Origin of the sequence: Microvirga arvi, assembly GCF_016892765.1 — a bacterium.
GTDB classification, from domain to species: domain Bacteria; phylum Pseudomonadota; class Alphaproteobacteria; order Rhizobiales; family Beijerinckiaceae; genus Microvirga; species Microvirga arvi.
Window position 1 is genome coordinate 38,015 of record NZ_JAFEMD010000035.1, and the last position, 23,571, is coordinate 61,585.

Here is a 23,571-nt window from a genome sequence, read left to right on the forward strand (position 1 = left end):
CACAATCGCCGTCCTGGACATCCCTTGTGAGGAGATCCTGATGCCACCTACACCCAAACACCCTCCAAGCATTCTGGCGGCCAGCCGTGGCGCCTTTCTCGGGGTCGCGCTGTTGAGCGGTCTCATCAACGTGCTCTACCTGTCCGGCTCGGTTTTCATGATGGAGGTCTACGACCGCGTCCTGCCGAGCCGCTCTATCCCGACTCTTGTGGGTCTCTCACTGATCGTCGGCGCGCTCTACCTGTTCCAAGGTGTCTTTGAAATGATCCGGGGCCGCATCCTGGCCCGGGTCGGCGCGGCGGTCGATGAGGATCTCAGCCAGGCCGTGTTCCAGAGCCAGCTGGCCGCTCCCTTGAGGACCCGAGTCGACGGCGACGGGCAGCAGCCCCTGCGAGACCTCGACCAGATCCGGGCCTTCCTGGCCGGAGGCGGCCCCTCCGCCCTGTTCGATCTGCCCTGGATGCCGCTTTATCTCGTCATCTGCTTTGCCTTCCACCCCTGGATCGGCTGGCTGGCCGTGGGCGGCGCCGCGCTGCTGGTGACCTTCACCGTGCTCACCGACATCCTGACCCGGTCCGCCTCGAAGGCGGCCGTCGGCGCCGCCGTGGCCCGGAACAGCATCGCCGAGGGGGCCCGTCGCAATGCAGAGGTGGTGCACGCAATGGGCATGGCCAAACGGATCGGGAACCGCTGGGGCGAGGCGAACGCCCAGTATCTCGCCCATCAACAGCGCGCGTCCGATGTGGCTGGCGGGTTCGGTGCCGCCTCCAAGGTGTTCCGCATGCTGCTTCAATCCGCCGTCCTGGCGGTCGGCGCCTATCTCGTCATTGATGGCCGCGCCACGGGCGGCATCATGATCGCCTCATCGATCCTGACCTCGCGGGCGCTGGCTCCAGTCGATCTGGCGATTGCCAACTGGAAAGGCTTCGTCAGCGCGCGCCAAGGGTGGCGCCGACTCAAGGATCAGCTGGCCAAGACGGCTTCCGCCGAGGAGCCGCTGCGGCTGCCGGCCCCGAGGGCGCTCCTGTCGGTGGAGCAGGCCGGGACCGGCGCTCCCGGCTCGCAGCGCTTTGCCATCCAGGACGTGGCGTTTCAGCTCCAGGCCGGCAGCGGGCTCGGCATCATAGGCCCCAGCGCCTCGGGCAAGTCGTCGCTCGCGCGCATGATCGTCGGGGTATGGCCGACCTGGCGCGGCAAGGTGCGCCTCGATGGCGCTGCCCTGGAGCAATGGGGTCCGGAGGAGCTCGGTCGCTACATCGGCTACCTGCCACAGGACGTGGAGCTGTTCGCCGGCACGGTCACGCACAACATCAGCCGGTTCGATCCTCAGTCCGATGCGGAGGCCGTCGTGGCGGCCGCCAAGGCAGCCAATGTGCACGAGATGATCCTGCGCTTACCCGAAGGCTATGAAACCCAGGTCGGCGACGCGGGCGCGGCGCTGTCGGGCGGTCAACGCCAGCGCATCGCCCTGGCCCGGGCGCTTTACGGCGATCCTTTCCTGGTGGTCCTGGACGAGCCGAACTCGAATCTCGACCACGAGGGTGAGCAGGCGCTCACGGCAGCCATCCAGAGCGTTCGGGCGCGAGGCGGCATCGTTGTCGTGATCGCGCATCGCCCGAGCGCGCTGGCCAATGTCGATCTCGTGCTGGTGATGGCCGAGGGCAAGGTCCAGAGCCTCGGACCCAAGGAGGAGATCCTGGGCAAGGTGCTGCGTCCGGTCGCCGGCTCCCCCATCGCCCAGCCTGCGTCCCCCGCCGGCGAGCCGGCACGCTGGCCCGGCCGGCGCGCCGAGAGCGCTTCCTCGGCCAGTGCGGCCGGTACCACGGCCGCGGCGATGCCCTCGGTCGCCGGTTTGAAAGTCACTCCCGGTCTAGGAGTTGCCTCATGAGCAAGTCAGCAAAACCCAATGCGCGCCAATCGATCCGCCGCCATACGCGGCTGGGACTTGCGGCCGCGATCGCCCTGGTCGGAGGGCTCGGAGGATGGGCGGCTCTCACGAAACTGTCCGGGGCCGTGGTCGCCGCCGGGGCAGTGGTGGTCGACAGCCACGTCAAGAAGGTTCAGCATCCCACCGGCGGCGTCGTCGGTGAGATCCTGGCGCGGGACGGCGACCGGGTCCGCACAGGCGACGTGGTGGTTCGCCTGGACGAAACGGTGGCCAAGGCCAATCTCGCCATGGTCAGCAAAAGCCTGGACGAATCGGCGGCCCGCCGGGCGCGGCTGGAAGCCGAGCGGGATGGGCGCGATGCCCTGGTGTTCCCCGAAACCCTGCAGCAGCGCCGATCCGAGCCGGAACTGGGCAGTCTGCTGGCCGGGGAACTGCGGCTCTTCGACAGCCGGCGGGAGGCGCGCGGCGGGCTGAAGGCCCAGCTCGGTGAGCGCGTAGCCCAGCTGCGCGAGCAGATCGACGGCCTCAAGCTCCAGGCCTCCGCCAAGGGCGACGAGATCCAGCTGATCCAGGACGAGCTCGCCGGCGTGGAGCAGCTCTGGAAGAAGAACCTGGTGCCGATCACGCGCGTGACCGCGCTCAAGCGCGAGGAGACGCGCCTGAAAGGCGAGCGCGGTCAGCTGATCTCGGAGATGGCGCAGGCCAAGGGGAGGATCAGCGAAACGACGCTGCAGGTCCTGCAGATCGACCAGGACCTCAGGAGCGAGGTGTCCAAGGAACTGCGCGAAGTGCAGGCAAGGGCAGCCGAGCTCGTCGAGCGTCAGGTGGCGGCCCTCGACCAGCTGAAGCGGATCGACATCCGCGCGCCGCAGGACGGGGTGGTGCACCAGTCGGTGGTGCACACCGTGGGCGGCGTGATCAATGCGGGAGAGCCGCTGATGTTGGTCGTTCCGGAATCGGACGATCTCTCGATCGAGGTCAAGGTGGCGCCGCAGGACATCGATCAGCTTCAGCAGGGCCAGGACACGATGCTGCGCCTGTCGGCCTTCAATCAGCGCACCACGCCGGAGCTGAAGGGTCGGGTGAGCCTGATCGCCGCCGACCGGGTCACGGATCAACGCAGCGGGCTTGAATACTACCCGGTGCGCATCGCGTTCGCGGACGGGGAGCGGGACAAGCTGGGCGCAGTGCGTCTGATGCCGGGCATGCCCGTGGAAAGCTTCATCCAAACCCACGACCGCACCGTGTTCTCCTACCTGACCAAGCCTTTGGCTGACCATCTCAACCGCGCCTTCCGGGAGGAGTAGCCGCGCGATTGCGGCCGGAGCGGTTTTGACGCTGCGCGACCAGCGCGTTTCACGCAAAGCGGCCGGCGTACCCTCCAGCACGGAGCATCGGCAGAGCGTTGGCTCGTGCGGATTGGACCCAAGTGTGCTGGAGGAGCGGAGCGAGTCCTTCCCGCCCCGTAGCGCCTCCACTGCGGCTCGAATCCGGGGCTGGTCCGGTCGGGGACACGAGAACCGGGTTCCCGCATGACGACAGGACCGAGGGATCCGACCATCGCCGTGAAGGGCAGGTTGATCCCCGTCCGCGCACCGGCGCCGGGGCGAGGTCAGGCCGACCGGCACGGTGTTTCCTGGGTTTTCTGACGCCATCGGCCAGCACCGGTGACAGGAGGGTGCCACTGTCCCGACGGCGGACTGAGGCTGCCCGATGACCGCAGGGGATGGCCTGTGCAGAGCGCGGGCCGGGCCTCACGCTGGCAATCCACGGGAGGCGAGGGTGCGGGGGAGCACCAGGCTGGTCAGATCTGTCGGTTGCCCGCGATATTGCGGACATTGACGGGTCGCTTCTGACAGGCCTGTTCGCCGCCGCGAGCCGCACGACGCCGGGGGGATGATAGACGGTTCAGATCGCTGGCCAGCGCCACGGCTCATCGTCATCGCCATATGTTGATTCCCGACGCATCGGCGGCCTTGGCCGCCGGATCTGGTTTGCATCGCCCCAAAAAGGGGAGGATGAGCGTGGTGGCCCTGTTGGCTTTCCTGGACCGCGGGGATAACGATGCGGCACCCGAAACCGAGGTCGCCTTGCCAACACGACGCATGATCCCAGCGGCGGCCCTTGCGCGCCTTCTCGACCAGACCTCGCGGTCACTGCACTCGCTCGGCTTTGCGGCGGACCTGTTCCCGGCGCAGTGGGCGGCCCTGCGCTACTTCGCGTGGGCTGAGCCCGCCCAGCGGACGGCGAGCGCGCTGGCCCGTTTTCAGGGCCTGGCTGTCGGGCCGGTGACGAGAACCGTGCGCACCCTGATCGCCAAGGGCTATGTCGAAAACGTCGAGGGACGGGAGCGCGGCCGCACGCGCCAGGTCGAGCTGACGGCGGCCGGGCGCGCCCTGCTGGCCGAAGATCCCTTCAAACTGCTGTCGCAAGCCATCGGGGAACTCGACGGGCCGCAGCGGCTTGCCCTTGCGAGCGCCCTGGAACACATCCTGCGCCGCCTGCAGGCGGCGCCCGCCGACGAAGGCACGGATGATTAGGGCTTCTGCCCCTCAATCGCGGCGATCAGCTGGGCCTCGTCAAACGGCTTCACGTAGACTCTCTCAGCGCCCCAGATCTCGGCCAACGACGTCGCCGTCTCGATGGTCATGCGGGGACCGCCACCGGTCATGGCAAAGACCCGCATGTCAGGCCGCTCGCTCCTGATCCGTTTGATCAGCGAAATCCCGTCGAGGCCCGGCATCCAGATGTCGGTCACCACCACGTCGAAAGTGCCGCAGGCGAGAATGTCCAGAGCCTGCTGGCCGTTCTCGGCAACCGTCGTCGCAAACCCGGCCGCATTCAGTGCGATGCGGATCGACTCGCGCACGCCAAGCACGTCATCGATGATCAAAACCCGTCGCAAGCTGTCCATCCCCGCTGGCTTTCCCTGTCGCTGTTCCTGGCTTTCCCGGAAATGTGATGACGATCTTCGTGCCCCGGCCCGGCTCCGACAGGATGTCGATGGATGCGCCCCACCCCGTGACGATCCCGTACACCACCGGCAGGCCGAGGCCTGTTCCGCTGCCCGGATCCTTGGTCGTAAAGAACGGCTCAAGCGCATGCCGGCGTGTTTTTGGGTCCATGCCCGCGCCGTTGTCGGCGACGCATAGCACGGCCCCTGTCTCTTTCCCAGAGGCGGACAGTGAGATCCCGATGTGACCGGACCCGTGCAGAGCGTGGACCGCGTTGCTGACCAGGTTGCCCATGACCTGGAGCACTTCACCGGTCGGAACCGTGATGTCCTCGACCGGGTCCATCCTCAGGTCGAGCGTGACAGCCGCGGGTATGATTGGGCGCACCGCTTCAACGGCCTTCGCGAGAGCCTCTCTTAAGGGTGCGACCGGGCTCTGCTGCGGTGCCGGATGCGCTGTGGCCAGGATACTGGCGACGATTTCCTGGGCGCGCAGCCCGGCATCCTCGACGATCCCCATCTGGTATCGGCGTTCGTCGCGCGGGTCGAGGCCTCCGCGGATCCGCCGGGTCAGGTTGATGATCGGATGGAGCAGGTTGTTGATCTCATGGGCGACACCTCCTGCGAGCTGGCCGAGCGCCGCCATCTTCTGCTGCTGCACGTGCCGCTCGCGCAAAAGGACCTCCCGTGACACGTCGCTGAAGACGCCGCGATGACCGGTGTAGCGGCCGTCAAGATCGCAAGCGGGAGCTCCGCTGAAGGCAAGATAGCGGGTGGCCCCTGACGGATCGCGCAGGGCCAGCACGACCGAACGGAAGGCGCGACGCCCGCGCAGCGCCTCCTCCAGGGCGGCGAGGCCGTCCTGATCCGGCGGCTGCGCAAGCCTGCGCAGGCCTGCGATGAGATCCGATCCGGTCGCAAGCTTCAGTTCCTCGTTGTCGAGCCGCCCCGTCAGGTAGGTCAGCCGCCCTGCCGCGTCGCTCTCCCAGAAGCTGTCGGAGGCGCTGTCGGCGAAACTGCGGAAGCGCGCCTCACTCGATTGCGTCGCCAGCAGAAGGCCTCGCTCGCGGGCCTGAAGATCAAGGGAGACGACGATGCCGAAGATCAGGAGCGAGAGCCCCGCGCCCCAGTAGACCGCGTTCACCAGCGCCGCATCAGGACCCATCGCGCCTCCGGCGTCGAGGGACAGGCGCGCCATGCCACCGCCTATTGCAGGAAGCCAGCACAGGAGGAAGGCTCCGGCCCGCCGCCATTCGTGGCGCATCATCACCACAGCCAGGACCACGCCCGCCGCCAGAGAGGCGAGCCCGATATAGGAGGAGTAGAGGCGGATCACGCGTATGTTCGTCAGCATCTCGACGACGACGAGAGCCGCGCACCCGGCGATCAGCCCGACGGCCACCCGAGTGGCCCTGTACAGGCCTGGCCGGTGCACCCGCATCTTCAGGTAGCATGCCTCGAACCACAGCCAGGCCGCGAAGACGAGCAGCGAACTGGCAAGGGAGACGATCCGGGAGAGGTCGAACGCGCCCGGCAGTAGGGCCGTTTCGAGAATGGCCCGGTCGGCCGCGACATAGGCCACGAAAGTGAGGACGAGCAGGCTCAGCCGGAGGAGGGCCCCGTCCTTGAGCATCGCGCCGATGGCAAAGACATAGGCGAACAGAGCGGCGAGAGCACCGATAAGGGCGCCGAAGGCCAAGGCCTGCTGTCCGTAGGTTGCCGTATAGGCGCTTTCCGTCTCCAGCCAAAGCAGGGCGCGCATGGACGACGTGGTCTCGATGCGAAGGTAGACCGTCCGTCCGGCCAGCTGGGGGCCATCTATATTAAAAGCGGGATATCGCAGGAGAGGCTCACCCTCGGCATGGTCGGCCCTCCGGTTCCATTCGAGCGAGTGCCATCCCGCGGCGTCCGGGACGAAAAGCACCGCCCGGGAAATGCGCGATTCGTGCAGCGACAGGACCCAGCCTGGGGCGGAACCGAGGACCGGGACCGTCAGCCGGAGCCACAGCGCGGCGTGGGGGCTTGGGCTCACACCGCGGTTGGCCGCGCGACCGTTAGCCTGGACGAAGAGCGAGCCATCGGCGGCGACCGCATCGACCGACAGCCGGCCGGTGGGATCGACGAAGTGGTCGGCGGTCGAGCCGACGAAGATCCTCTCAGGTCCTGCTGGTTCGGCCGACGCCGGGCTGGAGCCGACATTGACAGCCAGAAGCAGCACTAGGATCCTGAGCAGCGCATGGACCGGGGTCTGCCGTGGCCAGAGTCTGAATCTCATTGTGCAACCTAAGACGCAAGGGCCGGCAACCTTACGCGAGGGGGCAGACCCACGCCTAGGTGGCATCCCTCAGGCCAGGTGTCCAGCGCCCACGCGCGCGAAGAGATTTCCGGGAAAGGCGCATGGGACTTGTTGTCTTGGCCGGCATCCAGGGCTCCTGTTGTTCCTACCACAATCGCAACCGGGCCAGGGTGCTTTCGTCGCCAGGATGATGGGACCTGTCAGAGCCGGGCAGTCGGGCGTTCGGGCGCCCATGGTGGCGGGACACCCGAGCCCGCACCAGTTTAGACCCTGATCCGGCTTCCCTTAAACTTACGGCTCAGTGAGCCACTTTTCTCTTGCGCGGAGAAGCGGAGTATTCCATTGATAGAACAAGTTCGGCTCGGCCGGATTACCCACCCGGCATAGCCCGGGGTTCCGGAGCGGCAGTGCCGCCTCCGCACCTTCAAGATCTGAGCGCACATGTACCAGGGATGGTGTTCCGGCGTTTGCAGGTGCCGCACCTGCCGTTCCGGTCCCTGACGCAATGGACGCCGTCAATTGAGGCGTGGGCTTCCCAGTCCGGGCCTGTCGGGGGCATTCGTGAATTCATTCTTTCACAGCGGCGCGCCGGGAACGGCGCCGGCCGAGTTGCGGGCGGCGCAGGCCGTGGGACTGGTCCGCATGTATTTCCCAAAGTCCGTTGGGCGCGCATGCTCCTGGCCGCAGGGATGCGCCAGGCAGCCTTTCCGACGCCGCAGATTCTCGCCGTCCGTCAGGCGAGGGGCAGAGCATTCCGATACCCGCTGGAAGGCTTCCCGGCTCACGGCCGCTCACGGTCTTCGAATGCTTCGCGCGTCGTTCCACCCGCTCTTTGCGCGTCCCAGCGCACCACGTCCGGTGAGGTCCGCGCAAGCGCTCGTCCAGGGCCGTGTGTCCTGAAAATCACACGTCTTTCACGATTTCACGCCGGCCTGAGTTCTACCCCTAAAGGGTTATCCATAAAGGCGGGGGCGTCAGGTACCAATAGTGTCAAAATTCGGGGGCTTCCGTGGCTATTTTCAACATCGTTAATGCATTTGGTTTCTCTCCGTTCAATTTCTTCCCCGGCGCGGGTGTGAGCGAGGGCGAGGCCACCTCCACCAGCAAGACCTACACCTTCCTGGCCAGCAATGGTCAGATGCGGACCGTGCTGGTGACAGGAACCGCCGGTGCGGCGGGAGCCATCGATGCGATCCACAGCGTCACTCTTCTCGACGGCTCAACCGTCCTTGCAGAATTCACCGAAGTTGCGGACGTCCCCCTGAGCGTGTTCGAGAGCGCCTGGCTTGTTGAAACCGGCACCCCCAATGATGTCTTTTCCCTGCTTCTCGGCGAGGGCTCTGTCATCAATGCGGGCTACGGCGACGACCGCCTGGTGGGCAGCCTCGGCGACGATGTCTTCAATGGCAACGGCGACGGCGTCAACACCATCGATTACGCCGATTACTCGAACGATCCGGCGCGCACGCGGGGGATCAGCGTTGATCTCGCCAACGGAGATCCTTCCGACGCAACGGGTGTGGTCCATACCGTCGATGACGCCGGCAGCATCGTTGAGACGGACATCCTGCATTCCGTCAGCGGTGTCTACGCCACCCGCTTCGACGACACGCTTGTCGGCGACAACCGGCAGAACGACTTCTACGCCGGCCTTGGCAACGACACCATCGATGGCGGCGGCGACACCGATTACCTCATCTACAACGCCGAGCCCCGGACGACCGGGATCAAGGTTGAATTCACGTCCGCGGCCGGCGGCACGGTGACGGGAGAGGGAGGCTCCGAGACCGACACCTTCTCCGGGATCGAAGCCGTCTACGGCACGGCTCATGCCGACCAGTTCAAGGGCGCGGAGGGCTTCCAGCGGTTCCGTGGCTTTGCCGGCAATGACACCTTCGACGGGGGCACAGGCAATGACGAGGTCGACTACCGCAACGATGCCGCCGTCGGCGGCAGCGGCGTCGTCGTGGACCTGTCGGTTGTCGACGCGAACGGCTATGTGACGGCGCAGGGCGCCAATGGCGACCAGGACAAGCTCATCAACATCGAATGGCTGCGCGGCAGCCGGAACGCCGATACGCTCGGCGGCACCGACGCCGCCAACCGCCTGCGCGGCGATGCCGGCGACGACACGCTGATCGGGCGGGGCGGCAACGACACCCTTGATGGCGGCGCCGGCTTCGACCTCGTGGATTATTCGCGCGACGGGCGTACCGTCGGCGTCACCATCGACCTGGTCCAGGGCCAGGCCTGGAACGGCTTGTCGGAGACCGCGCCTGCGACCGGTGAGGTCGATACCCTGATCGCAATCGAGGACGCGATCGGAACGGCCCATGACGACCGTTTCATCGGGACGGATTCCGGCGAGGAATCGTTCATCGGCGGTCTTGGAAATGACACCGTCAGCGGCGGCACCGGCCTGACGCCTGAAGGGTATCGCGCCGTCGATGCCCTGAACTATCACCGCGGCTACAACGCCGAGATCACCTCGAAGGGCATCACCGTCACCTTCTCCCAGGAGGTCGAGGGATCCGGAACGGTCACTTTCAACGACGGCAATGGCGGGATCAACGCCGCTGCCGGCACCGACACCTTCGACGGGATCGAGCGGGTCCGCGGTACGGCCGGTGACGACACCTTCATCGGCGGCGCGGGCTTCCAGAGCTTCCGCGGTCTTGCCGGCAACGACACCTTCGATGGCGGCGACGGCTTCGATCAGGTCGATTACCGCCGTGATGCCGGCACCGGCAACACCAATGGCGTTTCCGTCGATCTTCAGACGGGAATCGCGACGGGTGCCAGCGGCGACACCGACACGCTGATCAACATCGAGGAGGTCCGCGGCACTGCGAACGCTGACACGCTCACCGGTGACGATCTCTCCAACAACCTCTTCGGCGAGGAGGGCAACGATAACATCGACGGCGGTGGCGGCTCCGACTATCTGCAGGGAGGCCTCGGCAATGATACAATCATCGACCGGGAGGGCGCGAACTACCTGGATGGCGGCGAAGGCGATGACATCCTCGACGCCGCTGACGTCCAAGCTCCCTTCGTGACCACCGAGACCGCCGCAGGCTATCTGACAGCGGGCAATACCCTGATCAATGGTCTCGGTGGCCCGGCCGGGTTCGGCGAGAACATGCTGGCGCAGGGAGACGACAACGTCTCGGAACTCATCGATCTCACCAGCGTGTTCGGTGCGCAGGGGCTGAACTTCTTCGGTCGCACCGTGACCAGCTTCGCGGTTGCAACCAACGGCTTCATCACCTTCGACGCTGCGACGTCCTATCCGTGGGATGCACCCTACATTGCCGCCTATCAATACGATGGGGTGACCTGGAACACACCCGCCGAGCCTACTCCTGGCGGTAATTCGACGGGCTCCGGCCGCGTCTGGTGGCACCTCGATCCCGAAAACCACGTGATCACGATCACGTGGGACGACACATCGGACTACACGACCCCTGAAAATCGCAATGCCTTCCAGTTGCAGCTGATCGGCAATACCAATGGCACCGGCGATTTCAACGTCGTCGTCCGGCATGAGACCGTCGAAAGCTTCGGCTCGGTGAGCTACGACAACGGGGTGGGCGCCACCGGCAGCATTCCTGTGCCCAGCAACGATCCGCGCCTGCTCGACGAGACCGTGGGCAACACTGGCATTGTCGGTGTCAACGTGCTTGAGGTCCGCCGCGAGTGGCAGGGGGACAACCTGTCTGGCGGCGACGGCAATGACGTCCTTTTGGGAGGCTCGGGCAACGACCAACTCGAAGGCGGAAGCGGCGCCGACACGCTCGACGGCGGCGCCTCGCAGGATACGGCCACGTACTGGTCCGCCATGTCCGGAGTTGTGGCGGATCTCTCCGACGGCTCCAACAACCAGGGCGACGCCGCAGGCGACGTCTACCTCAACATCGAGAACCTCGACGGCACCCATTACAACGACACGTTGCGTGGTGATGAGGCTGCCAACTTCATTTTCGCTGGCGATGGTGATGACCTTGTCGAAGGCAAGGGCGGTGATGACCATCTGAACGGCTGGATGGGCAATGACACCCTGCTGGGCGGTGAGGGCAACGACGAGTTCCAGGACAGCGAGGGCGCGAACGTCATCGACGGCGGCGCCGGCGACGATGCGGTCTACGGGGTCGGCGAGGGAACAGGCGCGGACACGCTGACCGGCGGAGCCGGGCGGGATACCTATCATTTCTCCTGGACCCCGGATGCCGCCGTCGATGTGATCGCCGACTTCGCGGCCGGACCCGGCGGCGACCTGATCTCCCTCGATAACCTTTGGAACCTCATCGACTACTACGGAGGCGACAGCCCCTTCATCAGCGGCCACCTGCGCATCATTCAGGATGGCGCCGATGCCGTCCTGCAAATCAACCAGGATGCCCTAGGCGACGACTGGGTAGACGCGCTTAGGCTTCAGAATGTCCAAAGCACGACTCTTGCCGCCGACAACTTCAATCCCCGATACTCACCGGATGGCACCGGTCAAATTATTATCGGCGACGCGTCCGGCGAGGAACTGTTCGGCACCCCGGAAAACGACACTGTTGATGGTGCAGGCGGCGACGACTTCCTTTTCGGCGGCAGCGGCCATGACAGCATTATCGGGGGACAAGGCAACGACAATCTCGAAGGCGGCTCCGGCAACGACACACTGAATGGCGGCGACGGGGACGACACACTCAGCGACTACTCCGGCACGAACGTCATGGATGGTGGCGCCGGCGCGGACACTTTCTACAACGTATCATCGTCGGGTTCGGGTACCGATACCCTGTCCGGTGGCGAGGGTCTGGACCGCTATTCCCTGAACTGGTCGAGCGGCGATGCCGCGGACGTCATCACCGACTTCCAGACCGGACCGGGTGGCGACGTCGTCAGCATCTACAACGTGCTTCCCTTCGATCTGCCGTTCGACGCAAGCCCCTTTGCGAGCGGCCACCTGCGCTTGATCCAGGATGGTGCGGATTCCATCCTCCAAGTGTCGGAGACGGCGGTTGAAGAGGTCGTCTGGACCACGGCTCTGCGCTTCAGCAATGTCAATGTCGATGCATTCACGAGGGACAACTTCGAGCCGAGCTTCTCGCCGACAGGCGAGGGCGAGAACTGGTCGGGCACCGTCGACGCGGATTATCATTCCGGAACCGCTGATAACGATATCCTCGACGGTCAGGACGGGAATGACAACCTGCACGGCTCGGGCGGCCACGACTCCGTCATGGGCGGCGCCGGCAGCGACAACATCTCTGGCGGTTCAGGTAACGACACGCTCCTGGGCGGCGAGGGTGATGATTTTCTGAACGACGTGCAGGGCTCGAACGTCCTTGATGGCGGTGCGGGCAACGACATGTTCTCCGGCGTATCCTTCGGCACCGGCGCCGATACGCTCACTGGTGGAGAAGGTCAGGATATCTACTATCTGAACCCCGGCTTCTGGGAGGTCGGTGGTACGTATGTCGCCGACACGATCACTGACTTCGCATCGGGCGCGAGCGGCGACCGGATCGATCTGACCAGCACGCTGTCGAACCTCTCAGGCTATACCTGGGGCGATAATCCGTTCACCACAGGTTACCTGCGCTTTGAGCAGCGCGGTGCGGATTCCGTCCTGCAGATGGATCAGGACGGCGCCGGCGCGGACAACGGCTGGATCGATCTGCTCGTTCTGAAGAACGTCACGGCGGACAGCCTCACCGTCGACAATTTCATGCCGGGTTTCCCCCTCACGGAAGAAGGTGAAACCATCATCGGCCAGGACGGCGTGGATGACTCCTTCACGGGAACGGCAGCCAACGACACCATCAGCGGATTGAGCGGCAGCGACACTCTCTATGGTCAGTCCGGCAATGACATCCTCGATGGCGGTGCCAATGCCGACTACCTCTCGGGCGACAACGGCAATGATCTCGTCCAGGGTGGCACAGGCAATGATACCACCTACGGTGGCGCCGGCGATGATACGCTCCAGGGCGGCGAAGGTGACGACATCCTGGACGACTGGGAGGGCGTCAACGTCCAGGATGGCGGTGCGGGCAACGACACGTTCCGGGACGTATCCTACGGCAGTGGCGCCGACACGCTCACCGGCGGCGAGGGCCAGGACACCTATGTCTTGAACGCCTATTACTGGGCCCCCGATGCGCAGTATGTGGCCGACACCATCACCGACTTCACGGCCGGTGAGAACGGCGACCGGATCGATCTCAATGGCGTCCTTGGCAGCCTGACGGGCTATTCCTGGAGCGAAAATCCGTTCACCACGGGCTTCCTGCAGGTCGTGCAGCGGGGCGAGGATGCGGTCCTCCAGATGGACCGCGATGCAGGCGGTGTCGAGCGGGTCTGGGTTGATCTGCTGGTTCTGAAGAACATAACAGCCGGAGATCTCTCTGCCGACAACTTCGTACCGAACTATTCCATCGACGGACGCGGCAAAGTGATCAATGGTGCTGACGGTGTCGATGACTCGCTTACGGGTACCGTCGACAACGATACTATCAGCGGATTGAGCGGCAGCGACGTCGTTTGGGCTGACGCGGGCCACGACTCGGTCTCGGGCGGCGAGGGCAATGACAGCCTCTACGGCCAATCCGGCAACGACACCTTGGATGGTGGTGCCGACAACGATTACCTTTCCAGTGACAGCGGCAACGATGTCATTCTGGGCGGTGCCGGGGACGATGCTCTCTACGGTGGAGCAGGCGACGACACGCTGCAGGGCGGTGATGGCAATGACATCCTCGGCGATTCTGACGGTACGAACGTTCAGGACGGCGGCGCTGGCGACGACATCTTCCAATCCGTGGCATCCGGCACCGGTGCCGACACGCTCACCGGAGGAGAAGGGCAGGACACCTATTACCTGAGCCCGAACTACTGGGTTTCTGAGTCCACCTATGTGGCCGACACTGTCACGGACTTCACGCCGGGCGCAGGCGGCGACCGGATCGACCTGAGCAACGCGTTCTACAGCCTGTCCAGCTACAACTGGAGCGACAATCCGTTCACCACCGGTTATCTCCGCTTCGACCAGCGCGGAACGGACGCCGTGCTGCAGATCGACAGGGACGGAGCCGGCACAGGCAATGATTGGGTTGACCTGCTCATTCTGAAGAATGTGACGGTTGGCAGCCTCACCTCCGACAACTTCGTGCCCGGCTTCTCCCTCACTGATGAGGGAGATGTCATCGATGGCACTGAAGGCGGAGATTCCCTGACGGGAACCACGAACAGCGACACCATCAGCGGGCTCGCCGGCAACGACTATCTTTATGGCCAATCCGGGAATGACACCCTCGACGGTGGCGCGGATGCCGACTACCTGACTGGCGAAAACGGCAACGATTTCGTCCGGGGCGGCACTGGAAACGACACCCTCTATGGCGGCGCGGGCGACGACAGGCTCGAAGGCGGCGCGGGCGACGACACCCTGAACGATTACCAGGGCCCCAACGTCCAGGATGGCGGCGAGGGCAACGACACGTTCCAGAACGTCTCCTATGGCACCGGTGCCGACACCCTGACGGGCGGCGAGGGCCAGGACACGTATCAGCTGAGCCTCTCATGGGGAGCGGCTGATCTGGTCGCCGACACCATCACCGACTTTGCCGCAGGCACGAGCGGGGACAGGATCGATCTGACCTATGCTCTCCAGTACCTGACGGGCTATGCCTGGGGTGAGAATCCGTTCACCACAGGATACCTGCGTCTTGAGCAGCGTGATGGCGACACCGTGCTGCAGATCGACCGCGATGGCACCGGAGCGGATCAAAACTGGCTCGATGTGCTCGTTCTGCGAAACGTGGTCGCGGGCGACCTCACGGCCGACAACTTCGTGCCGAGCTATTCCCATACGGGTGAGGGCGAGGTCATCGAAGGCGCGGATGACGCCGGTGACAATCTCACCGGAACCGCAAGCAACGACACCATCTCCGGGCTTGGCGGCAACGACGTTCTCTGGGGCGATGCCGGCCATGACTCGATGCTTGGCGGCGAAGGTTCCGATCAGCTTTATGGTCAGTCCGGCCACGACACGCTGGATGGCGGCGCGGATGCCGACTATCTCTCTGGCGACGGCGGCAACGATCTGGTTCAGGGCGGGCTCGGCAGCGACAGCCTCTATGGCGGAGCGGGTGGCGACACTCTGCAGGGCGGCGAGGATGACGACACCCTGAACGACTACGAGGGCGCGAATGTCCTCGACGGCGGAGCCGGCAACGACACCTTCCAGAACGTGGCCTATGGCGATGGCGCCGACACCCTCACGGGCGGCGAAGGCCAGGACACCTATGTCCTGAGCCCGGTGTACTGGGTGGCCGATGCCACGTACGTGGCCGATACCATCACCGACTTCGCGACCGGCACGGCCGGCGACAGGATCGACCTGACGAACGCGCTCTACAACATGACGGGCTACGTCTGGGGCGAGAATCCGTTCACCACAGGATACCTGCGCCTTGAGCAGCGTGGCGCCGATGCTGTGCTGCAGACGGACCGGGACGGTGCCGGCACGGAGCGGATCCCCGTCGACCTGCTGGTTTTAAAGAACGTGACAGTTGAGGATCTGGTGGCCGGCAACTTCGTGCCGCCTCACTCCCCGGCCGGCGAGGTCAACGTCATCGATGGTGCGGACGGTGTTAATGATTATCTCACGGGTACGGTTGCGGCCGACGCGATCTCCGGATTCAGCGGCGACGACACGGTCTATGCGGGATCTGGCCACGACTCCGTCCTGGGCGGCGAAGGGAACGACAGCCTCCATGGCCAGTCCGGCAACGACACGCTCTCGGGTGGAGAGGGCAACGACACCCTGAACGACCATGAGGGCGCGAACGTTCAGGATGGTGGCGTGGGCAACGACACGTTCTGGAATGTGTCCTACGGTACCGGCGCCGATACCCTCTCTGGCGGCGATGGTCAGGACACCTACCATGTGTCCTGGTATCCAGGATCTGCGGCGGATGTGATCACCGACTTCACGGCAGGTGCCTCAGGCGACCAGCTCGACCTGAGCGGGCTCCTCAGCTACGTGCAGGGTTATGCCTATGGCACGAATCCGTTCCTCACGGGTCACGTGAGGCTTGAGGCCCGGGATGGCAAGACAATCCTCCAGATCGATCAGGACGGCAGCGGCACCGATCAGGGATGGATCGACGTCCTCGTCCTGGAGGGCGTGCAGCCTGCGGATTTGACGGTGGACAATTTCAGCCCGAGCTATTCGCCCGACGGCAAAGGCAGGCTGATCGTCGGCACAGTGGATGGTGAGGCGCTCTATGGGACCCTGAGTGCCGACACCATCGAGGCCGGTGACGGCAACGACTCGGTCTACGGCGACCAGGGCAACGACTCGATCACTGGCGGCGCGGGCGCCGATGGGCTCTACGGCCAGGCGGGTGACGACACGCTGCTTGGTGGTGCGGACAACGACTATCTATCCGACGGCGAGGGCGACAACTTCCTCGCAGGCGAGGACGGCGATGACCAGGTCCACGGATCCGGCACCCTGTCCGGCGGCGAAGGCAATGATTACGTCACCGGCACCGGTCAATTGTCCGGCGACGCGGGCAACGACACCCTCGCCGGATCCGGGACGCTGGACGGAGGCCTCGGCGACGACACGGTCTCGGTGCTGAACGGCACCGGCCTCGGAGGCGAGGGCAACGACACCCTCACCGGCACCTATTCTGGTTATGAGTCGGGGGTGGAACTCCTCGACGGTGGCGCCGGCGACGACACGCTGGACGGGCGCGCGGGCGATGACACGCTGCTGGGCGGCGATGGTCAGGACACCGTCTTGGCCGGGGCGGGCTCCGACAGCATCGATGGCGGCGCAGGCTACGATACCGTCGAGCTCTCGGGCCGCAGAGCGGATTACACGGTCATCACGGTCGACGGCGTCACGACCATTGTCGACAACCGCGCCGGATCACCGGATGGCACCGATATCTTGAGGAACGTCGAGCTCCTCCGCTTCACCGACAGCGAGGAGGCCGTCGGCGTCAATCCCGGCGCCACGATTGACGGCACGGAGGCCGATGACAGGCTCAGCGGCGGCACCGGCAACGACATCATCCGCGGCAAGGCCGGCTTCGACCACCTCAGCGGCGGCTTCGGTGCGGATCACATCACCGGTGACGGCGGCAACGACGTCCTCGCTGGAAACTCGGGGGGCGATACCCTCGAAGGCGGAGAGGGCGACGATTCCCTCAACGGCGGCAGCGGCTCCGATCTTCTCATCGGCGGGGACGATGCCGACCGGCTCGACGGTGGCGCCCACGACGATACGCTTCTGGGCGGCACCGGCGACGACGTCCTGACCGATGCCGACGGCTCGAACCTGCTGCAGGGTGACGCCGGCAACGACCGGCTCAGCGGCATAGGCACGCTGTCGGGCGGCGAGGGCCTCGACACGATCGACGGCTCCGGTCTGCTCCAAGGTGATGGTGGGGACGACACCATCATCGGTTCGGGCACGCTCGATGGCGGCGCAGGCAGTGACGTGCTCCACGTCCGCTATGGCAGCACGGGTTTCGGTGGTGCCGGCGATGACCAACTCATGGGGTGGCTGCCCGGCTGGTGGGGTGATGGCGACCAGACGCTCGATGGTGGCACCGGCAACGACCTGATCGATGGCGGCTACGGCGAGGATGTGCTCCTCGGCGGCGCAGACAGCGACACGGTTCACGGCGGTGACGGACACGACAGCCTCGCCGGCGGCACAGGTGACGACACCCTGACCGGCGGCACAGGCGACGACACCATCGACGGCGGGCCCGGATACGACGTCGCGACGTTCTCAGGAGCCCGTGACCACTACTCCGTGATCAACGATGGCAGCGGGGGCTATCTGGTCGTGCACAACCGGGGAGGCGACGGAACGGATCGTCTCTCCGACATCAGCGTGATGCGGTTCACCGATGTCGATTTCGAACCCTCCGTTGCCCTGGCAGGTGCGATCAGCACGGGAACGTCCGGAGCGGATGTCCTCGAGGGAACAGCGTTCGACGACAGCATCACGGGCGCGGAAGGCGACGACGTCCTCGCCGGAGGCAGCGGGCACGACCGGGTCGACGGCGGTGAGGGATCAGACACGATTGCCGGCGATGCTGGGAATGACGTGCTCACGGGTGGTGACGGCGGCGACACGATCTCCGGCGGCGAGGGCGACGACCAGGTCGATGGTCAAGTTGGCGCCGACAGCATCGATGCCGGCGACGGCCGCGACACCGTCACGGGCGGCGCAGGTGACGATATCGTCGACGGCGGCCTTGGCAACGACGTGATCACGGACCACGACGGCAACAACCTCCTGCGCGGTGGAGACGGCACTGACACGATCGCGGGCAACGGCACCCTGCAGGGTGGCGAGGGCGCCGACACGATCAGCGGATCCGGTCTCCTTCAGGGTGACGCCGGGGATGACCAACTCGTCGGCTCGGGCAGGCTTGAGGGCGGCGACGGCAACGACCTCCTGAACGTCGGCGCAGACGGCGTCGGCATCGGCGGCGACGGTGACGACCGGATCTCTACTTATTACTGGTCCGGCAACGAACTGCTCGACGGCGGGTCTGGCGCCGACTCGATTGATGGCTACTGGGGCGACGACACGCTGCTCGGCGGCTCCGGCGATGACACGCTTGCCGGCGGTGCCGGGAACGACATGATCTACGGTGGCTCCGGCTACGACAAGACCGTGTTCTCCGGAGCAAAGGCCGACTACACCATCATCAAGAATGAAAATGGCACCTATACCGTCACGGACACCCGGTCCGGTACGCCGGACGGCACGGACACGCTCGTGGGCGTCGAGCTTGCGGTGTTCAATGACGGCGAGCTGGCCCTGGATCCGAGCCCCAATGCCGGCTTCACCCTGACGGGATCCGAAGCCGACGACATTCTCGTCGGTGATAGCGGCAACGACACCCTCCAGGGTCGCGGCGGCAACGACCGCCTCTCCGGCGACGATGCCGATGACCGGATCTCCGGCGAGGCCGGCAATGATGTGCTCAACGGCGATTCCGGGGCGGATACCCTGGACGGCGGCGAAGGCCTTGATCACCTCTATGGTGGTGACGGAAGCGACCGGCTTCTCGGGCAGGCCGACGATGACACCCTTGAGGGCGGGCACGGTGCCGACACGCTCCTCGGCGGCGACGGCCATGACGTCCTGAGCGATCACAGCGGTGCCAACCTGCTTCAGGGCGAAGCGGGCGATGACAGCCTCTTCGGCAACGGCACGCTCGAGGGCGGTCTCGGATCCGACTATCTGTCGGGCACCGGTGTGCTGTCCGGCGGCGAGGGTGACGACACGGTCACCGGCACCGGAAGCCTGTCGGGTGATGCAGGTCACGACCGGATTTCAGGTTACGGCACCCTGTCCGGAGGTGACGGGAACGACACCCTCCACGTCGGGCACGGCGGCACCGGCACCGGCGGGATCGGCGACGACACGCTCGTCGGCTGGGATGGGTACCACGTCTATGACGGCGATCAGAACCTCGCCGGCCAGGACGGCAACGACAGCATCGACGGGCGCTGGGGCTATGACACCCTGAGCGGCGGAACCGGCAGCGATACGATCCGCGGCGGCCAGCAGAACGATACGGTCGACGGCGGGGAAGGATCCGACATCGCGATCCTCGACGGCCAGCGCGATCACTACTCCGTCATCTTCGATGCGGTGACCGGCGCATACATTACGGTTGCGAACCGGTCCGAGGAGGGAACGGATACACTGACGGGCGTCGAGACCGCGCGCTTCCCGGACATCGACTTCGTCCTCTCCGAGGCCGAGACGGGCCGCATCGTGAGCGGTGTTGCCAGCACGGGTGGCGCCCTTACGGGCGGGGCCTTCGACGACAGCGTCGTCGGCGGCGCCGGTGACGATCTTCTGTCCGGGCTTGACGGCCACGACCAGATCGTCGGCGATGGCGGCAACGACACCATCGATGCGGGCGACGGCAACGACGTCGTTCAGGCGGGCGAGGGCAACGACAGCGTCGATGGCGGCTTGGGTGATGACATTCTGCACGGCGGCGAAGGAGCCAACACCATTACGGGAGCCGGCGGACACGACACCATCACGAGCGGCAGCGGCGATGACGTGATCGAAGGGGGCGACGGGAACGATGTCATATCCGCTGGCGCAGGCGAGAACTCGCTGTCGGGCGGCGAAGGCAACGACACCCTGAGTGGTGACGGCCGTCTCGCGGGCGATTCAGGTGACGATAATCTGTCCGGCACCGGCGTGCTTGCCGGCGGCGACGGCGACGACGCTCTGTACGGTTCGGGCGAACTCACCGGCGATGCTGGAAACGACCATCTGGCCGGTTGGGGCGTGCTCTCCGGGGGCGAGGGCAGTGACACGCTGCTCGTCGGTGACGGCGGCCAGGGCATGGGAGGCTCGGGCGATGACACGCTTGCAGGCTGGGGACCGGGCTGGGCGGATGGCAGCCAGCAGCTCGATGGCGGGGCCGGCAATGACGTCATCCATGGCAACTACGGTAATGACAGGCTCGATGGCGGGGCCGACAACGACACGCTTGACGGTGGCGAGGGCGACGACACCCTGATGGGCGGAGCGGGCGCCGACGTTCTCATCGGCGGCGGCGGCAACGACAAGATCCGGGGCGATGCCCTCGATGTTGTGCGCTATTCGGGTAACCGGAATGACTACACGGTGGTCGAGAATGACGACGGCACCGTCACGGTCACCGACAACCGGGCCGGGTCGCCGGATGGCACCGACATTCTGGTCGGCATCCGCACCCTTGAATTTGCGGACGCGGATTATACGGCCAAGGCCAACCCAGGAATCACGATCGTCGGCACGGCCGGCGGCGACATCATCTCGGATCATTCGAACAACGGCCTGGCCAATGCCGGCTCGGGCGACGACAGCATCCTTGGTGGCGAGGGCGACGACGAACTCCACGGGCTTGCCGGAGCCGACCTGATCATCGGCGGAGCCGGGAGCGACACCCTTCATGGTGGAACCGAGGCCGACATTCTCCACGGCGGCGATGACACCGACTTCATCGACGGTGGCGTCGGGGACGACGTGATCGTCGGCGGCGAGGGATCGGACACGGTTCTCGGTGGCGCGGGCGAGGATGTCATCAGCGGCGATGCGGACGGTGAAACCGGCGACGACCTGATCCATGGCGGCGCCGACAATGACGTGATCGCGGGCGACCTCGGTGCCGACCGGCTCTACGGTGACGAAGGGGCCGACGTCCTCATGGGTGGCCAGGGGGATGACAGCCTCGACGGCGGTCTGGGCGATGACGTGCTGTCCGGCGATGCCGGCGATGACGTCATCACCGACCTGATCGGCTACAACGTCATGATCGGCGGCGCCGGCAATGACGTTCTCACGGGCTCAGGCCTGATCGACGGCGGCGCCGACGACGACACGCTCACGGGCGGAGCCGGCGACGACATCCTCAGCGGCGGCATCGGGGACGATGTCGTCGTCATCAACGGACTGCGCGGTCACTACACCATTACGCAAACGCCGGACGGACTGCGCGTTATCGCGAACCGGGGTAATACCGGCAGCGACCTCCTGGTCGGCGTCGAGACCCTGCGGTTCATCGACGGCGACGTGGTGGCCGCCGGCGGAAGCTTGATCGTCGGAACGGCGGAGGCCGACACCCGTGCCGGCACCGGGCTCGACGACATCATGCAGGGTGGCGACGGCGCGGACATCCTTGACGGCGATGCCGGCAATGATCGGCTTGAGGGCGGTGGCGACGCCGACCTGCTGCGGGGCGGCGCCGGCCATGACGTGCTGAGCGGCGGGTCCGCGGGCGATACGCTGGACGGCGGTGACGGTGACGACATCCTGGACAGTGGTGACGGGGCCGATTCGATCGAAGGCGGCCTTGGCAACGACACTGTCGCGGCCGGCTTCGGCAACGACACGGTGCTGGGCGGAGACGGAGACGACAACATCTCCGGCGGCAACAACCAGGACCTGCTGGTGGGCGGCCTCGGGCACGACCGGATCCAGGGCGAGCATGGCGATGACACGCTGCAGGGCGGTGCCGGCAACGACACCCTCACGGACGAGCAGGGCCTCAACCTTCTCCAGGGTGAGGAAGGCAACGACACCCTGATCGGTTCGGGCACCCTCGAAGGCGGTGACGGCGACGACCAGCTATGGGCGGCAGCCGGATCCATCGGTTTCGGCGGCACCGGAAACGACACGGTGTCCGGCAGCGACTACGGTGGCGAGTCCCTCGACGGCGGTGCCGACAACGACCTAGTCAGCGGCCGTGCCGGAAACGACACCCTGAGCGGTGGTGACGGGGCGGACACCCTGGAAGGCGGCGACGGCATCGACATCCTCAACGGAGGCGAGGGTGACGACCTGCTCACGGGCGGGGCCGGCGACGACGTGATCGATGGCGGCAAGGGCCACGACATCGCGGCCTATGCCGGACCCCGCAGCCAGTACACGGTGACCCGCGACGGCCAGGGCGGCTATTACGTCGTCGACAACTTCCCGGAAAACGGAAGCGACGGCTTCGATCACATCGTGAACGTGGAGGAGTTGCGCTTCGGCACCGAAGTCTTCATTCCGACGGAGAGCAACACGGGCGTGGCCAACCGCGGCTCGGACGCCGACGACACCCTGGAGGGCGATGCGGAGCCGAACATCCTGCTGGGCCTCGGCGGCAACGACAGCCTGACGGGCCATGCCGGAAGCGACATCCTCGACGGCGGCGATGGGGCCGACACTCTCGACGGCGGTGCGGGCGACGACACGCTGCAGGGCGGCAATCATGATGACGTGATCGTGCTGACCGGGACACGCGCCGACTATCGAGTGGAGCGGCTCGAGAGCAACTCGTTCCGCATCATCGACATCCGCGATGGCGCGCCCGACGGGACCGACACGGTCCACGAGGTCGAGTTCGTCCAGTTCTCGGATGGCCTCGTCACGGTGACGGAGCTACTTCCTGCCGCGAATGCACGGCCTGAATTCACCTCGGGCGACACGGCGGGTTACGCGATCGAGCCGCTGACCGGGACGGATGCAGTCACGACATCGGGAGAGCTGTCGTTCGTCGATGCCGATCTGGACGACCTCCATGCGGTCGTCGTGGTGCCTCGATCCGCCGAGCCGCTTGGCACGCTGTCGACGGTGCTCACCGACACCACGGGCATCGGCGGCGAGGGCAGGGTCCGTTGGACCTACTCGGTCGATTCCGCAAAGATCGACAGGCTTGCCGCGAACGAGACGGTGGTGGAGACCTTCACGATCCGCCTCTCCGACGGACGGGAGGGATATGCGGAGCGCACCATCACCGTCACCGTGACGGGAACGAACGACGCTCCGGTTGTGTCTGGTGCGGTGGAGGGGCTTGCCAGCGAGGACGGTGCTTCCGTCAGCCTCAGCGCGCTGGCCAATGC

Annotated in this window: 7 protein-coding genes; 4 read left to right on the plus strand and 3 right to left on the minus strand. The window is 65.7% G+C overall.

What is annotated here, in order from left to right; translation table 11 throughout:
• Positions 1-40 precede the first annotated feature (40 nt).
• The 3 genes from ILT44_RS19950 to ILT44_RS19960 all read left to right on the plus strand — a co-directional run bounded on the left by ILT44_RS19950 (position 41) and on the right by ILT44_RS19960 (position 4,428).
• Positions 41-1,888, plus strand: coding sequence for a type I secretion system permease/ATPase (locus ILT44_RS19950; protein ID WP_204241371.1), 1,848 nt, complete (start codon positions 41-43; stop codon positions 1,886-1,888).
• Positions 1,885-3,195, plus strand: a complete 1,311-nt coding sequence (locus ILT44_RS19955) for an HlyD family type I secretion periplasmic adaptor subunit (protein WP_204241372.1) — start codon at positions 1,885-1,887, stop codon at positions 3,193-3,195. The genes ILT44_RS19950 and ILT44_RS19955 overlap by 4 nt, the downstream gene beginning before the upstream one ends.
• A 783-nt stretch (positions 3,196-3,978) precedes the next feature.
• Positions 3,979-4,428 carry a MarR family winged helix-turn-helix transcriptional regulator gene (locus ILT44_RS19960; RefSeq protein WP_204241373.1) on the plus strand — a complete coding sequence of 150 codons (450 nt, stop codon included), beginning with the start codon at positions 3,979-3,981 and terminating at the stop codon, positions 4,426-4,428.
• Here the strand turns inward: ILT44_RS19960 and ILT44_RS19965 are convergent.
• The 3 genes from ILT44_RS19965 to ILT44_RS19975 all read right to left on the minus strand — a co-directional run bounded on the left by ILT44_RS19965 (position 4,425) and on the right by ILT44_RS19975 (position 7,922).
• Positions 4,425-4,793: a response regulator gene (locus ILT44_RS19965; protein WP_204241374.1), complete on the minus strand. Its 369-nt coding sequence runs from the start codon at positions 4,791-4,793 to the stop codon at positions 4,425-4,427. The two genes, ILT44_RS19960 and ILT44_RS19965, sit on opposite strands and share 4 nt — an antisense overlap.
• Positions 4,768-7,116, minus strand: a complete 2,349-nt coding sequence (locus tag ILT44_RS19970; protein ID WP_204241375.1) for an ATP-binding protein — start codon at positions 7,114-7,116, stop codon at positions 4,768-4,770. The genes ILT44_RS19965 and ILT44_RS19970 overlap by 26 nt, the downstream gene beginning before the upstream one ends.
• A gap of 596 nt (positions 7,117-7,712) precedes the next feature.
• Complete coding sequence (locus ILT44_RS19975; protein WP_204241376.1) at positions 7,713-7,922, minus strand: hypothetical protein; 210 nt, start codon at positions 7,920-7,922, stop codon at positions 7,713-7,715.
• A 224-nt stretch (positions 7,923-8,146) separates the two neighbouring features.
• Here ILT44_RS19975 and ILT44_RS19980 point away from each other — a divergent pair.
• Positions 8,147-23,571: hypothetical protein (locus tag ILT44_RS19980; protein WP_307826591.1), on the plus strand; the 15,425-nt coding region annotated here is incomplete at its 3' end.